This is a genomic window from Archangium sp. (genome assembly GCF_057119385.1).
In genome coordinates this window covers 24,641-38,583 of sequence record NZ_DBNGVP010000151.1, presented here as the reverse complement: position 1 = coordinate 38,583, position 13,943 = coordinate 24,641, and the positions used below count along the sequence as shown (strand labels likewise).

Here is a 13,943-nt window from a genome sequence, read left to right as displayed (position 1 = left end):
GGCGAGGGCCCTCCGCCGTCCGGGGCCGCGCGCCCGTGTCATGATGACGGAGGGGTGGTGGTATTCACTCCACCGCCCTGAGGCGAAGCACGCATGAGAGAGACCTACTACGCGGGCATCTATTGGGGGGGCCGCAAGGATTCCGCCGAGGAGTGTGCCCGGCGTGCGGAGGCGTTCTTCCGCCTGCTGTCCCAATGCGACCCCATCTACACCCGTTGGTTCGAGAAGGCCGACTCGCGCAAGAAGGCGCTCCAACTCCAGTTCGAGCCCACCGCGGACACCTTCCTGCGCTTCCTCAAGAGGAGGACGTACCAGGAGGGACGGGATGGCTTCATGCTCGGGTTCTGGACGGGGCACGAGCAGGGACACGGCGGCCAAGTCACCATGTGCTGTGGCTCCGCGGCCGAATTCGTTCCAAACAACTGCCTCCTCTACCTGCCGAAGGAAGAGCCGGAGAAGGAGCGCGTCCTCCAGGCGGACGTGCTCGCCGGGGTGCTGCGCGCCATGGTGCTGGCGTGGGACCCGGACTGGGGAGTCATCACCTCCGGTGCTTTCCGGGACAGCCTGTCGCCGAAAGGCAATGAAGAAACCTTCGTGGGCTGGTTGACCTACGTGTCCCGCCGCCGGGGGGAGCTACCGCCCCTGCCGGAGCCGGTGCGGGTGCAACCCGTGGAGGACCAGGGCACGCTCGTCCTGCTCACTCCCGAGCGCCTCACCGCCTCCAATCCCGAGCACCTCGCCCTGGGCCAGCGCGTCCAGGAGGTGCTGCGCGCGAAGGGCCTGCTGGAGCCGGTCGTTTCCAGACGGCCGGCCACCTGAGACGGCCTGTTGTCACCGCTCGAGGGCCGAGACGGGCGGGCATAGGCACTCAGGGGAAGGTCACGCCGCGCACGGTGAGGAGGCGCGCTCCGCCCGCCTCGCCCAGCTTCAAGAGGAAGTGTCCGGAGCCCCTGCTCGCTGACACTGGGCTCAATCGCTGCCCGTCAGCCCCCCGCGGGCCGGGGCGCGGCGGCTCGGGACAGGCGGTCCCTCACGGCGATGCCCAGGCCCTCGGCGCGCGGGAGGCACGCCACCAGCACGTCATGGCCCTGCTCGTCCGCCTCGCGCAGCCGCGTGTAGAGGGCGCGCGCCGCTCCGGCCGGGTCCTCCGGCACGTCGTAGCGGGGCACGCCCGGCGGCAGCGTGAGGCCCGGAGGCCCCAGCACCCCCACGTTGTGTCCCCGGGCGCGCAAGGACGTCACCCGGGCGCCCACGTCCGCGGGCTCGGAGAGCACCACCCCCGCCCGGGGCGCGTAGTGCGAGGCGAGGCTTCCCGAGACGCGCACCGTGGCCGACGTCCTCACCGGCACCTTGCGCCCCAGGACGCGCTCGAGCTCCTCCACCGCCAGGCCTCCGGGGCGCAGCACCGCCGGCTCCTTGCCGCTCAAATCAACGATGGTGGACTCCACCCCCACCGTGCACGGCCCCCCGTCGAGGATGAGGTCCACCTCGTCCCCCAGGTCCGCCCGCACGTGCTCCGCCGAGGTGGGGCTCACCCGGCCGAAGCGGTTGGCGCTCGGCGCGGCCACCCCTCCGCCCAGGGCGTCCAGCACGGCCAGGGCCACGGGGTGGTTGGGCACGCGCAGGGCCACCGTGTCCTGCCCTCCCGTCACCGCGTCCGTGGCTCGCGCGGTGCGCGGCAGCACGAGCGTCAGCGGCCCCGGCCAGAAGGACTCCGCGAGACGCCAGGCCTCCTCGGGGACGTGGCGGGCCCACGAGGGCAGCTCCGAGGCGCGGGCCACGTGGACGATGAGGGGATGGGTGGCGGGACGCCCCTTGATGGCGAAGACGCGGCGCACGGCCAGCTCGTCCTCGCAATTGGCCGCCAGTCCATACACCGTCTCCGTGGGGAGGGCGATGACGCCGCCGCGCCGGAGGGTTTCCACTGCCCGATTGAGGAGGTCCGAGGTAATCATGCCTGTCGGGCGCAATCTGGCGCCCGGAGGGGACCATGGGCAAGTCACAGGTGTTCGAGGCGCGCAGTCAGATGCCCGTTGGTGCCGCGGAGGTATTCGCCTGGCATGCCCGCGAGGGGGCATTCCAGCGCCTGACGCCCCCCTGGGAGCCGGTCGAGGTGGTGGAGCGCCAGGGAGACGGCATCCGCGAGGGCACGCGGGTGGTGCTGCGCATGAAGATGGGGCCGGTGTCCCTGCCGTGGGTGGCGAGGCACACCCGCTACATCCCCGGCTCGCTCTTCCAGGACGAGCAGGTGTCGGGGCCCTTCGCGAAATGGGTGCACACCCACCGCATGTGGGACGAGCCCGCGGGCAGCGGCGTGCTGGAGGACGACGTGGAGTACGCGCTGCCGGTGGGCGCGCTCGGGCGCATGGTGGGGGGCGGCTACACGCGGGGGCGGCTGGAGCGGATGTTCGCCTACCGCCACGCGGTGACGCGGGAGGACCTGCGGCGCCATGCGGCCTTCTCCGGACAGCCGCCGCTGACGGTGGCGGTGAGCGGCGGCTCGGGACTGGTGGGCAGCGCGCTGGTGCCCTTCCTCACGACGGGAGGCCACCGGGTGCGGCGGCTGGTGCGGGGCCGGCCCGAGGCGGGGGACATCGCCTGGGCGCCGGGCCAGGGCGAGATGGACATGGTGGCGCTGGAGGGGGTGGACGCGGTGGTGCACCTGGCCGGAGCGCCCATCGCCGAGGGGCGCTGGACGGAGGAGCGCAAGGCCCTCATCCGCCGCAGCCGCGTGGAGGGCACCCGGGTGCTGTGCGAGTCGCTCGCGCGGCTGGCGCGCCCGCCGAAGGTGCTGGTGAGCGCATCCGCCATGGGCTTCTACGGCGGCCGGGGCGAGGAGGTGCTCACCGAGTCCAGCCCGCCCGGGGAGGGGTTCCTCGCGGACGTGACGCGCGAGTGGGAGGCGGCCACGGCTCCGGCGGAGCAGGCCGGCATCCGCGTGGTGCACGTGCGCCTGGGCGTGGTGCTGAGCTCCCAGGGGGGCGCGCTGGCGAAGATGCTGCCCGCCTTCCAGGCCGGAGCCGGTGGCCGCATCGGCGATGGGCAGCAGTGGATGAGCTGGGTGTCGCTGGAGGACGTGCTGGGCCTCATCCACTTCGCCCTGTTCACCCCGGGCCTGCGCGGGCCCGTCAACGCGGTGGCGCCCCAGGCCGTGCGCCAGGAGGAGTTCGCCCGGACACTCGGGCACGTGCTCTCCCGGCCGGCGGTGATGCCGCTGCCCGCCGCCGCGGTGCGGGCCGCCTTCGGAGAGATGGGCGAGGAGACGCTCCTGCTCAGCTCCCACGTCCGCCCGGAGGTGGCCGAGCGCCAGGGCTTCACCTTCCTCCACCCCTCGCTGGAGCAGACCCTGCGCTTCACGCTCGGCAGGACGCGCGAGGGACCGCGCTTCCGCCACGGCTGACGGAGAACGCCGCGATGATCCACGTCGAGGGGCTGACCCGGTACTACGGCGGCCACGCGGCCATCCGCGGCCTCTCCTTCCACATCCAGCGGGGCGAGGTCATCGGTTTCCTGGGCCTCAACGGCGCGGGGAAGACGACCACCCTGAAGATTCTCGGGTGCGTGCTGCTGCCCACCTCGGGGCGGGCCGTCATCGAGGGGTACGACGTGGTGGACCACCCGCACGAGGTGCGCCAGCGCATCGGCTTCCTCCCGGACACGCCCCCGCTCTACGACGAGATGGGCGTGGGGGAGTTCCTCGCCTTCGTGGCGAGGCTGCGCGGCGTGCCCTCGCGCGAGGTGTCCGCCCGCGTCACCGAGGCCGAGGAGAAGACGGGCCTGCGCGACGTGGACGACGCGCCCATCTCCTCGTTGAGCCATGGCTACCGGCAGCGCGTGGGTGTGGCGCAGGCGCTCGTCCACCGGCCGGCGCTGCTGCTGCTCGACGAGCCGGGCAGCGGATTGGATCCCCGGCAGCTGGTGGAGATGCGCTCGCTCATCCAGGGGCTGCGCGGGGCGGAGCACACGGTGCTCGTCTCCAGCCACCTGCTGCCGGAGATCAGCCAGACGTGTGATCGGCTCCTGGTCATCAAGGACGGAGAGCTCGTGGCCCAGGGCACCGAGGAGGAACTGGGCCAGCGGCTGGGCAGTGGAGGCTTCATCGAGGTGGAGGTGCGGGGCGAGCGGGAGCGGGTGCTGGCGGCGCTCGCGGGCGTGGGGCCGGTGCGCGTGACGGGCGAGGCGGAGGGGGTGGTGACGCTCCGGGTGGAAGCCTCGGCGGACCTGCGGCCGGGCGTGGCGCGGGCGGTGGTGGGCGCGGGCCTGGAGTTGCTCCGGCTGGATCGGGGAACGGAGAAGCTCGAGTCGCTCTTCCTGCGGCTCACCCGCGGTGGGGACGAGGCCGCGCCATGATGAGGACACTGCTGATCGCGCGCCGGGAGCTCGCGGCCTGGCTGCGCACCTTCCAGGGCTACATCATCATCGCCATGGTGCTGGCGGTGGATGGCCTGCTCTTCAATGCCTTCGCGCTGGGCGGGGTGAGCAAGCGCTCCTCGGAGGTGCTCTCGCTCTTCTTCCTGTTCTCCAGCGGCACCACGATGGTGGCCTCGGTCTTCATCTCCATGCGGCTGCTGGCCGAGGAGCGGCAGGCGGGCACCCTGCTGCTGCTGTACTCCTCGCCGGTGAAGGACCAGGAGATCGTCCTGGGCAAGTTCCTCTCGGCCCTGGCCTTCCTGGCGCTGATGACGCTGGCCACGGTGTTCATGCCGCTGCTGGTGATGGTGCACGGCAAGCTGTCCCTGGGCCACATCGCCGCCGGCTACCTCGGGCTGTTGCTGCTGGGCAGTGCGTCCCTGGCCATCGGCACGTTCGGCTCGGCGCTGGCGCGCAACCAGGTGCTGGCCGCCGTGCTCTCCGGGTGCATGCTGGTGGCGCTGCTGACGTGCTGGCTGCTGGCGCGCATCACCGAGCAGCCGCTCTCGGACGTCTTCAGCGCGCTGGCGCTGTGGAATCAGCACTTCCAGCCCTTCCAGGCCGGTGTGGTGCACGTGCGCGACATCGTCTACTACCTGGCCGTCACCTACGTGGCCCTCTTCGCCGCCACGCGCGTCCTCGAGGCGCGGAGGTGGCGATGACTCTCCGGCCCAACCCCTGGGTGTCCGTCCTGTACGGCGTGGGCCTGCTGGCCGTGTTCCTCGGCGAGCGCGTGGTGGGCGCGGGCCCGGAGCGGCTCGTGTCGAGCGGGCTCGGCTCGGCGCTGGTGGGGCTCGCGGGGGTGTGGCGTGGGGTGAGAGTGGCGAGGGCCTCGGGCGAGTGGCGGGTGCTGGAGCGCTGGTTGCTCGGCCTCTTCTTGCTGGGTGGGCTCGGCCTGACGCTCTACTTCCTCCGGCCGGCGGAGAAGGGGGCCGTGGCGGTGGTGCTGGGGGCGCTCTTCCCGGCGCTGCTGACCACCACGCTGCTGCCGCTCGTGCTGGTGGAACTGGCGGCGGCGGCCATGGCGCGAGCACCGGTGCTGCAACTGGGACGGGTGCGTGCCGCGCTCTACTCGGGGCTGGGGCTGGCCTTCGCGCTCGTCTTCGCCTTCTCGGCCACCTACGTGGCCACTCGGGCGGATGTCTCGTGGGACCTGGCGTACTTCCGCACCGCCCGGCCGGGCGCCGCCACGCGCCTGCTGACGCGCCAACTCCCCGAGCCGGTGCGGGTGACGCTCTTCTTCCCACCGGCCAACGACGTGCGGCAGGCCCTGGAGCAGTACTTCCGGGAGCTGGCGCGGGAGTCCGGGTACCTCGAGGTGGAGGTGCTGGACCAGGCGGTGGCGCGGGCCCGGGCGAAGGAGCTGGGCGTGGGGGAGAACGGCACGGTGGTGTTCAGCCGGGGCGCTCGTCACGAGCGGCTGAAGGTGCCGCTGGAGCTGGAGCGGGCCCGGACGCAGCTGCAGCGCCTGGACGAGGACGTGTACCGGCGGCTGCGCGTGGTGTCGCGTCCCCGGCGGGTGCTGTACCTCACGGCGGGGCAGGGCGAGCGGGGCCTGCAACCACAGGCGGCCACGGCGCTGGAGAAGGCACGGCCCGGCCTGTCGCAGCTGGAGGAGTGGCTGCGCGTGCTGAACGTGGAGGTGCGCACGCTGGGCATGGCCGAGGGGCTGGGGACGGAGGTGCCTCGCGACGCATCGGTGGTGGCGGTGGTGGGGCCCGAGCGCGACTTCTCCCCGGAGGCGTTCGCCGCGCTGCGCCGGTACGTGGATCGTGGAGGCAGGTTGTGGCTCGCGCTGGAGCCGGACGGGCCCGGCCTCGAGCCGTTGCTGGAGCCGCTGGGCTTGAAGCTGCTGCGTGTGCCGCTCGCCAACGAGTCGCGCCACCTGCGCATGAGCCACCAGCTCAGCGACCGGGGCAACCTGGTGACGGCGAGCTTCTCCTCGCACGCCTCCGTCGCCACCCTGGCCTCGTTGGGCAGTGACGCGGCCATCGTCTTCGCTGGCGCGGCGGCGCTGGAGCCGGTGCCGCCCCTGCCCAAGGGGGTGACGCTCGATGTCTCGGTGCGGGCGCCCGCGGAGACGTTCCAGGACACGAATCACGACTTCACCCCGAACGAGGGAGAGCCACGAGGCGCCTGGCCCCTGGTGGTGGCGGTGCGGAAGGCGGGCGTCTCGGGCACCTCGCCCGCGCGCGTGGTGGTCATGGGGGACTCGGACGTGATGACCGATACGGGCCCCCGCTCCTACGGCAACCCCTACCTGTTGATGGACACGGTGCTCTGGCTGCTCGGCGAGGAGGAGCTGGCGGGCGTGCTGTCCAACGAGGAGGACGTGCCCCTGCAGCACACGCGCAAGCAGGACGTCGTGTGGTTCTACTCGGCCGTCTTCCTCGCGCCCGCGCTGGTGCTCGGGGCGGGCTTCCTCGTGACGCGGCGCCGGAGACGGAGGGGGGCGCGATGAAGGCGCGGGGCGTGGTGCTCCAGGGCGTGCTGGCGGCGGCGGGACTGGCCACGGCCTTCTTCGTCTGGCAGCGCGAGCCGGTGGGCGCTCCCGGTGAAGTAGTGGTGCTGGACGCGCCGAAGCGGGCGCTGGAGCGCGTGCGCTACGAGGACGCATCCGTCCAGGTGGAGCTGTTCCGTGAAGGCCCGGAGGATGGCTCGCTGTGGCTGCGGCTGGGGACGAAGCGGGAGCTGCGTGCCAACGAGACGGCGGAGCAGCTCTTCGCACGCTTCGCGCCACTGCGGGCCACACGGAGCCTGGGCGTGCTGGACGCGGAGAAGCTGGCCGAGGTGGGGTTGAAGGACAGCCCTCGGAAGCTGGCGGTGAAGCTGACCAGCGGGGAGCACCGCTTCACCCTGGCGGCCCCGTCGATCGGCTGGGGAAGCCCGTACTTGCGGCGCGAGACGGATGGGCACGTCTTCCTCCTCCCGCCCTCGTTGCTGCCCGACCTGGAGAACGCCGCCCACCGGCTGGTGGATCGGACGCTGCACACCTTCGGGGCCAGCGACTACGACACCCTCACCGTCACCGCTGGGAGCACCTCGCGCACCTTCCTCGTTCGCGCCCGGGCACAGCGGCCAGCGGAGCTCCTGCCCCGGGGAGCGCCGGACACGCCGGACGAGACGGCCCGCAAGTGGCACGAGCGCGTGTGGCTGCTCGCGCCAGCGCAGGCGGACTTCCTCGGGCGCGGAGAGGTGCCTCCCGGGGGCGAGCCTCGGGAGGCCTTCCGCGTGGAGTACCTGCGAGGAGAGCAGCGCATCGGCCAGCTCACCGTGGGACGCGGTGCGGGCGGTGAATTCTACGCCCGCACCGAGTACACCGCCGGCTGGGCGAAGCTGCCCCCGTGGGCGGACTCCCTCGTCCTGGACGCGGAGAAGGTGGCCGCGGGGCGCTGACCCCTCTACCGCCCCGGGCGCGTAGACTGGCCCGCATGAGAGCTCTCGCGGGCATGTTCCTTCTCCTGGGGCTGACAGGCTGTGGATGGATCCGGACTCCCCGGGCCGAGGCCGAGGCCCTGCTCCACTTCACGCTGCCTCTGGGCGCCTCGGACATCCAGGTGGAGGACCAGGCGGCGGACATCCTGATGACGCACAAGCTCGTGAGCTTCACCCTCCCGGCTTCCGAACTGGCGGCGGTGGTGTCCCGGTTGCCGTGCGCGCCCTCGGCCACGGGGTGGCTGGGACACCTCTCGACCCTCGACCCGGTCGGCCCGGGCGAGCAGGTGTGCCAGATGGGCAGGTTCAACGATTTCGAGGCGGTGAAGCTCTCTCCGCGCAACGGGGCTCGCGTCCAGGTCGTCTTCGAGAAGTACGTGGACGTCGACTTCTGAGCGAGGCCGGCTACGCGGCGGGAGCCACGGCGGCCAGCACGCGCTGCACCTCGCGCACCAGCGCGTCCGGCAGGCAGGGCTTGGTGACGTAGGCATCGCAGCCCGCGTCCTGGGCCTCGCGCGAGTGCCCGTCCAACGCATGGCCGGTGAGGGCCACCACGGGGATGGAGCGCGTGCGGGCGTCGGCCTTGAGGCGGCGCGTGGCCTCCCACCCATCCAGCACCGGCAGGGACAGGTCCATGAGGATGACGTCCGGGTGCATCGCGAAGGCCTTCTCCACGGCCTCCAGCCCATTGCGCGCCTCGGCCACGCGGTAGCCGGAGTACTCGAGGTACTCCGCGTACATCTCACGGGCATCCTGGTAGTCATCGACGATCAGGACGAGGGGCGCGGTGTCGTTGCGAGGGCTGTTCATGTCCGCCTCGTGCGTCGGGGAAGGTGCAGCGTGAACGTCGAGCCCTGGGCCACGGCGCTCTTGAGCGAGATGCGTCCGTCGAGCATGGCCGCCAGCCGGCGGCAGATGGAGAGTCCCAGGCCCGTGCCGCCATAGGCCCGCGTGGGCGAGCTGTCCACCTGCTGGAAGTCCTCCCAGATCTTCTCCTGGTGGATGGGATCGATCCCGATGCCCGTGTCCTCCACGGCGATGTGCAGCGTGGCGGTGGCCACCTCGTACGAGGCCAGCACCTTCACCGAGCCCTCGTGGGTGAACTTCAGGGCGTTGGACAGGAGGTTGACGACGATCTGCTTCACCTTCTGACGATCGCTGTACACCGGGGGCAGGTGGGGATCCAACGCCGCGCTCACCGCCAGCTTGGAGCGCACGATGATCGGATCCAACTCGGCCATGACCTCCTGGATGAGCTCGGGCAGGCGGAACTCGGACAGGTGCAGCGGCATCCGGCCGGCCTCGATGCGGGTGATGTCGAGGATCTCGTTGATGATCTCCAACAGGTGGCGGCCGTTGGAGTCGATGCGGGTGAGGCTGCGGCGCTGGGGCGGGGCGAGCTCGCCGTTGACGCCCTGCAGCAGCATGTTGGTGTAGCCGAGGATGGCGTTGAGCGGCGTGCGCAGCTCATGGGACATGTTGGCGAGGAACTGCGACTTGGCGGCACTCGCCTGCTCGAGCTGGATGGCCTGGCGGCGCAGCAGCTCGTTCTGCGTGGCCAGCTCCTCGGTGGCGGCGTTCACCCGGGCGGCGAGCTCGGAGGAGGCCTCCTCGAGCCGCGCGAGCTGGCGGCCCTTGTACAGGCGCGTGAGGTGGACGCCCAGGTGGCCGGCGAGCCACGGCGCGTGGGGGGAGAGCACGGGCTCGGGCGCGGCCACCAGCAGCAGCCCGGGCGCGGGCGTGCCCGCGATGGAACGGCCGAGCGACAGGGTGAAGAGGCCCTGGCTCGACAGCGGCAGCTCCGGCGGCAGCTGGCCGGGATGGAACCAGCGGGGCTCGCTCCACTGGAGCGCTTCCACCAGCGGGTGCTTCGCGTCATGCAGGGCGAGCGAGAAGCCCTCGGGCGCGGGCAGGCCGTGCCAGGCGATGGGCACCAGACAGTGCGAGTCCGACTCGTCGGGCGCGAGGCACAGCACCTGGTTCAGCCGCGCGTGGTGGACGAGCCACGCGACCGCGGCCTCGGCGCAGATCCTGGCATCCTCGCAGCTGAGCAGCAGCTCGGCGAAGGCGAGTCGCGCCTCGGGGCCGGGCGCGGACGGCGACGGCAGGGCGGCGGTAGAGGGCAAGACGCGGCGCTCCGGTGTCCTCGGGAAACGGGTCGAAGAAGTTTCTAGTCAGTAGAGCAGAGGATCCCCACAGGTGTGAGTCTGCTGCCCCCAATGGCCAACACCCTCCGGACCCGGGTGTTGGTTCTTGCACATCCCGAGGCTCCAGTGGAGGACAGGCAGGCAGGCGGGGACGCCCGGCTGCTCGCCCTACCGGCCCCCGGGCTCATCCCTAGCCTTGGAAGCATGGTGGAAGAGCGCACGCACAAGTCATTGTGGACGGTGTCGGCCCCGGCGCGGCGCTACCCGTCGCTGCAGGGAGACCTCGAGGTGGACGTGGTGGTGATTGGCGGAGGCATCGCCGGGCTCACCACGGCGTACCTGCTCAAGCAGGAGGGCAAGAAGGTGGCGGTGGTGGAGATGCACCGGCTGCTGACGGGGCAGACGGGGCAGACGACGGCCCACCTCACCGAGCTGCTGGACACGCCCTACGCCACGCTGGCCTCGGACTTCGGGGAGAAGGGCGCGCGGATGGCGGCGGCGTCCACCCGGGCGGCCATCGAGCAGATCGCCGGGCTGGTGGAGCGGCTGCGCATCTCCTGTGGCTTCCAGCGGCTGCCCGGCTACCGCTACGCGGAGACGGAGCGGGAGGCGCGCGAGCTGGAGCGCGAGGCGGCGGCGGCGCGGCAGGCGGGGTTGATGTGCGCGCTGACGGAGGAGGTGCCGCTGCCGTTCCCGGTGAAGCTGGCGCTGCGCGTGGAGGACCAGGCGCAGTTCCACCCGCGCGAGTACCTGCTGGCGCTCGCCGAGGGGATCCAGGGGGACGGCAGCTACGTCTTCGAGGAGACGCGGGTGACGGAGCTGTACGAGGGCGTGCCGTGCCGGGTGCACACCCCGCGAGGCGTCCTCACCTGCCGGGACGTGGTGGAGGCGACGACGACGCCGCTCAACCGCGTCTTCCTGCACACGAAGCTGTACGCGTACCGGACGTACGCGGTGGCGGGGCGGCTCGAGGGTCCGCTGGAGACGGGGCTCTATTACGACAGCCGGGATCCGTATCACTACATCCGGACCCACCGGGTGGAGGGCGTGGACTACGTCATCGTCGGAGGCGAGGACCACAAGGTGGGCTCGGAGGAGGACACGGACCGCCACTACGAGGCGCTGGAGGACTACACGCGGCGGCACTTCCCGGTGACACGGCTCGAGTACCGCTGGTCGGGCCAGGTCATCGAGCCGGCGGACGGGCTGGCGTACATCGGGCGCAACAGCAACTCGAGGCACGTCTGGGTGGCCACGGGCTTCTCGGGCACGGGCATGACGTTCGGGACGCTGTCGGGGATGATTTTGACGGACCTGATTCTGGGGAGGCAGAACCCGTACGCGGCGCTGTACGACGCCACGCGGGTGAAGCCGAAGGCGGGGGCGAAGGACTTCATCCAGGAGAACGCGGAGGTGGCCTTCCGCTTCGTGGCGGACCGGTTGGCGAAGCCGGAAGCGCACGACCTGTCCGAGGTGCCGCCGGGAGAGGGCCGCATCATGGAGGTGGACGGGAAGAAGGTGGCCGTGTTCCGCGAGGAGAGCGGGGCGGTGCACGCGGTGAGCCCGGTGTGCACGCACGTGGGGTGCTACGTGCACTGGAACAAGGGCGAGCGCTCGTGGGATTGCCCCTGCCATGGGTCCCGCTTCAGCCCGACGGGCGAGGTGCTCAACGGCCCGGCGGTGAAGCCGCTGCCGTCGAAGAAGATCCGCTGAGCAGGGGCCGCGGCCCGTAACCTGGGCCGCATGAACTCCTTGGTTTTCAGGACGGGCCTCGCGCTCCTTGGGCTGCTGCTGAGCGCCTGTGTCAGTTCGGCGCCCGCCGTGCGCGAGGACGTCGAGGCGCCCGAGGTCGTCTCCTCTTCATGGGATGAGGCCCGCGCGGACCCGACGTGCGTGGTGCCGCTGTGCGGTGAGGCACGCTGTGCCATCTGGCGCTGCCAGGACGTAGCGGAGGGGGAGGACTCCCCCGTGCTCCTGGCGCAGGTGGTGGGGCCGCAGACCGGGACGGGGCTTCCCATGCCCCTGGGGCCGGGTCCCAGCGCGAGCCGCTGGTGGGGACACCCGCTGGCCGAGCCCCACTCCGCTGCTCCTGTCTTCGAAATCCCGTGGCACAACTGGAAGACCCGGGAGTTGAGCAAGCGCAGGCTCTACTTGAGCCAGTGCTTCATCGCACGGGAGCCCTTCGAGAAGCACCACATCTTTCCTCAGCAGCCAATACTGGCCAGGTGGTTCAAGCGCGAGGGCATCGACATCCATGCCTTCACCATCCGCCTGCCCAAAAGCTTTCATAGATGGCTGCACAGTGGTGGGACCCAGGGCGGGCAATGGAATGAAGCGTGGCGGCAGTTCATGCGCGAGAACCGTACGATCGCCAAAGCTGAGGACATGTGGCGTTTCGCGGGTGAACTCATGATGCGGTTTGGCGTGAATGGGCCATTCGTGCCCTACTATTGCGGTTGATATGGCGAGCACACGCATGCAGTACTTCGTCATCGAGGAAGACAGGTCCGCGGGTTACACGGGCTTTGTTGATGCCACGAACAAGTGGGGGCTACCGGGGGTCCACTGCCCAGCCTGTGACGCCACCTGGGGGGGAGGGTTCTCGTATCCTTGCGTGGACCTTACTCCGGTGGCCGCCCTGGCTGATTTCGAGGAGCCCCGGCCCGAGCCCATCGAGGAGTATGAACGGTTGTGTGAGCTGGTGCGTCCCCTGCTGCCTCCTGGTGCGCTTTTGCAACCCGGGACGGACTTTGGCCCATCCATCGGTAAGGCGCAGGGCCGCTTCGGGCAGTTCGTCATGAACTACTCCTGGATACTGATGGTGCAGCGCGAGGCGCTGGAGAAACTCCAGGCCGAGGAACTCCGAGGGCTCAAGGGCTGCCGTGCCGAGCTGCGCTTCCGCCAGCGCAACTCACCCGAGTTGTTCGAGCTGGAAATCCTCCCCAAGGGCCGCCTGCACCGGGATTGTCTGCCTCCCGAGTACCAACCGCCCTGTTCGCGCTGTGGCCGGGGTTCCGTTCCGCTGCCCGATGACCTCCTGCTGGACGCCAAGACCCTGCCGAATGACACGGATCTGTTCCGGCTGGAGGATTTCCCCCAGGTGATCGTCTGCACGAAACGGTTCGTCGATGCCAGCAAGCGCCTGCGCTTGGACGGAGTGGTCTTCCAGCGGCTGCCAATGAAGTAGGGGGTGCGGCAGGGCTCACGCCGGTGGCACGATGGGTCCATGCCCGCCGCGACCGCTCGTGCCGTTCCCGCCACTGACGCCCTTCCATCCGCCGACAGCCTCCTGCCCGAGGGCTTCACGCCCGCCGCGCGAAGGATGCTGGTGAAGGCGGACCCGACGCTCGGCGCGCTGATGAAGCAGGTGGGGCCCTTCCGCATGAAGGTGAATTCGATTCAAAGCCCCTTCCTGGCGCTGGCGGAGTCCATCGTCTACCAGCAGCTCACGGGGAAGGCGGCGGCCACCATCTTCGGGCGCGTCTGCGAGCGCGTGGGCAAGGGGCGGCGCTTCACGCCGGACGCGGTGCTCGCCCATCCCGTGGAGGGCCTGCGCGAGGCGGGGCTGTCCGGAGCCAAGACGGCGGCACTCCGCGACCTGGCGGCGAAGACGCTGGAGGGCGAAGTCCCCACGCTGGCCCGGGCGAAGAGCATGAGTGACGCCGAACTGGTGGAGCACCTCACGAAGGTGCGTGGCATCGGGCAGTGGACGGTGGAGATGCTGCTCATGTTCCGGCTGGGCCGGCCGGACGTGCTGCCGGTGGACGACTACGGCGTCCGCAAGGGCTTCATGCGCACCTACGGTCTCGAGGAGCTGCCGCGCCCGAAGGAGTTGCTGGCCTACGGGGAGCGCTGGCGTCCGTGGCGCTCGGTGGCGAGCTGGTACATGTGGCGCGCGTTGGAGCTGGACAAGCCGGTGGGCTCAGGAGGAGGGAGGGGCTGAGGGCCCCA

Annotated in this window: 14 protein-coding genes; 11 read left to right on the top strand and 3 right to left on the bottom strand. The window is 70.9% G+C overall.

The window, feature by feature from the left end:
- Nucleotides 1-93: 93 nt before the first annotated feature.
- Nucleotides 94-819, top strand: coding sequence for an immunity 52 family protein (locus tag AC16DP_RS35515; RefSeq protein WP_329734847.1), 726 nt, complete (start codon nucleotides 94-96; stop codon nucleotides 817-819).
- Between the two features lie 164 nt (nucleotides 820-983).
- On the opposite strand, the gene AC16DP_RS35510 is transcribed toward AC16DP_RS35515, so the two are convergent.
- A complete protein-coding gene (locus AC16DP_RS35510) occupies nucleotides 984-1,955 on the bottom strand; it encodes an L-threonylcarbamoyladenylate synthase (RefSeq protein ID WP_329734846.1) in 972 nt (323 codons plus the stop codon).
- Nucleotides 1,956-1,990: 35 nt separating this feature from the next.
- Between AC16DP_RS35510 and AC16DP_RS35505 the strand changes: the two genes are divergently transcribed.
- From AC16DP_RS35505 to AC16DP_RS35480, 6 genes are read left to right on the top strand one after another with little or no spacing between them, the layout of a single operon-like run.
- Nucleotides 1,991-3,400: a TIGR01777 family oxidoreductase gene (locus AC16DP_RS35505; RefSeq protein ID WP_329734845.1), complete on the top strand. Its 1,410-nt coding sequence runs from the start codon at nucleotides 1,991-1,993 to the stop codon at nucleotides 3,398-3,400.
- A 14-nt stretch (nucleotides 3,401-3,414) separates the two neighbouring features.
- Complete coding sequence (locus tag AC16DP_RS35500; protein WP_329734844.1) at nucleotides 3,415-4,350, top strand: ABC transporter ATP-binding protein; 936 nt, start codon at nucleotides 3,415-3,417, stop codon at nucleotides 4,348-4,350.
- Complete coding sequence (locus AC16DP_RS35495) at nucleotides 4,347-5,072, top strand: ABC transporter permease (RefSeq protein WP_329734843.1); 726 nt, start codon at nucleotides 4,347-4,349, stop codon at nucleotides 5,070-5,072. The genes AC16DP_RS35500 and AC16DP_RS35495 overlap by 4 nt, the downstream gene beginning before the upstream one ends.
- The gene (locus AC16DP_RS35490) at nucleotides 5,069-6,871 is read left to right on the top strand and encodes a Gldg family protein (protein WP_329734842.1); all 1,803 of its coding nucleotides are present in this window, start codon (nucleotides 5,069-5,071) and stop codon (nucleotides 6,869-6,871) included. The genes AC16DP_RS35495 and AC16DP_RS35490 overlap by 4 nt, the downstream gene beginning before the upstream one ends.
- On the top strand, nucleotides 6,868-7,806 hold the full coding sequence (locus AC16DP_RS35485) for a hypothetical protein (protein ID WP_329734841.1): 939 nt from the start codon (nucleotides 6,868-6,870) through the stop codon (nucleotides 7,804-7,806). The genes AC16DP_RS35490 and AC16DP_RS35485 overlap by 4 nt, the downstream gene beginning before the upstream one ends.
- 53 nt (nucleotides 7,807-7,859) lie before the next feature.
- Nucleotides 7,860-8,240 (top strand): hypothetical protein, encoded by a 381-nt coding sequence (locus AC16DP_RS35480; RefSeq protein ID WP_329734840.1) that lies wholly within the window; start codon nucleotides 7,860-7,862, stop codon nucleotides 8,238-8,240.
- A 10-nt stretch (nucleotides 8,241-8,250) separates the two neighbouring features.
- On the opposite strand, the gene AC16DP_RS35475 is transcribed toward AC16DP_RS35480, so the two are convergent.
- Together AC16DP_RS35475 and AC16DP_RS35470 are read right to left on the bottom strand one after the other, a co-directional pair.
- Nucleotides 8,251-8,655: a response regulator gene (locus AC16DP_RS35475; RefSeq protein ID WP_329734839.1), complete on the bottom strand. Its 405-nt coding sequence runs from the start codon at nucleotides 8,653-8,655 to the stop codon at nucleotides 8,251-8,253.
- Entirely contained in the window at nucleotides 8,652-9,971 is a 1,320-nt protein-coding gene (locus AC16DP_RS35470) for a sensor histidine kinase (RefSeq protein ID WP_329734838.1), read from the bottom strand. Before AC16DP_RS35470 ends, AC16DP_RS35475 begins: the two co-directional genes overlap by 4 nt.
- Before the next feature lie 225 nt (nucleotides 9,972-10,196).
- Here AC16DP_RS35470 and AC16DP_RS35465 point away from each other — a divergent pair, with 225 nt between their 5' ends.
- From AC16DP_RS35465 to AC16DP_RS35450, 4 genes are read left to right on the top strand one after another with little or no spacing between them, the layout of a single operon-like run.
- Nucleotides 10,197-11,705, top strand: coding sequence for an FAD-dependent oxidoreductase (locus tag AC16DP_RS35465; RefSeq protein WP_329734837.1), 1,509 nt, complete (start codon nucleotides 10,197-10,199; stop codon nucleotides 11,703-11,705).
- Nucleotides 11,706-11,735: 30 nt separating this feature from the next.
- Nucleotides 11,736-12,452, top strand: a complete 717-nt coding sequence (sitA6, locus tag AC16DP_RS35460; RefSeq protein ID WP_329734836.1) for a SitA6 family polymorphic toxin lipoprotein — start codon at nucleotides 11,736-11,738, stop codon at nucleotides 12,450-12,452.
- Nucleotides 12,453-12,468: 16 nt separating this feature from the next.
- On the top strand, nucleotides 12,469-13,179 hold the full coding sequence (gene sitI6 / locus AC16DP_RS35455; RefSeq protein WP_483956940.1) for a SitI6 family double-CXXCG motif immunity protein: 711 nt from the start codon (nucleotides 12,469-12,471) through the stop codon (nucleotides 13,177-13,179).
- Between the two features lie 39 nt (nucleotides 13,180-13,218).
- Complete coding sequence (locus AC16DP_RS35450; RefSeq protein ID WP_329734834.1) at nucleotides 13,219-13,935, top strand: DNA-3-methyladenine glycosylase family protein; 717 nt, start codon at nucleotides 13,219-13,221, stop codon at nucleotides 13,933-13,935.
- The last annotated feature ends 8 nt before the right edge of the window (nucleotides 13,936-13,943 follow it).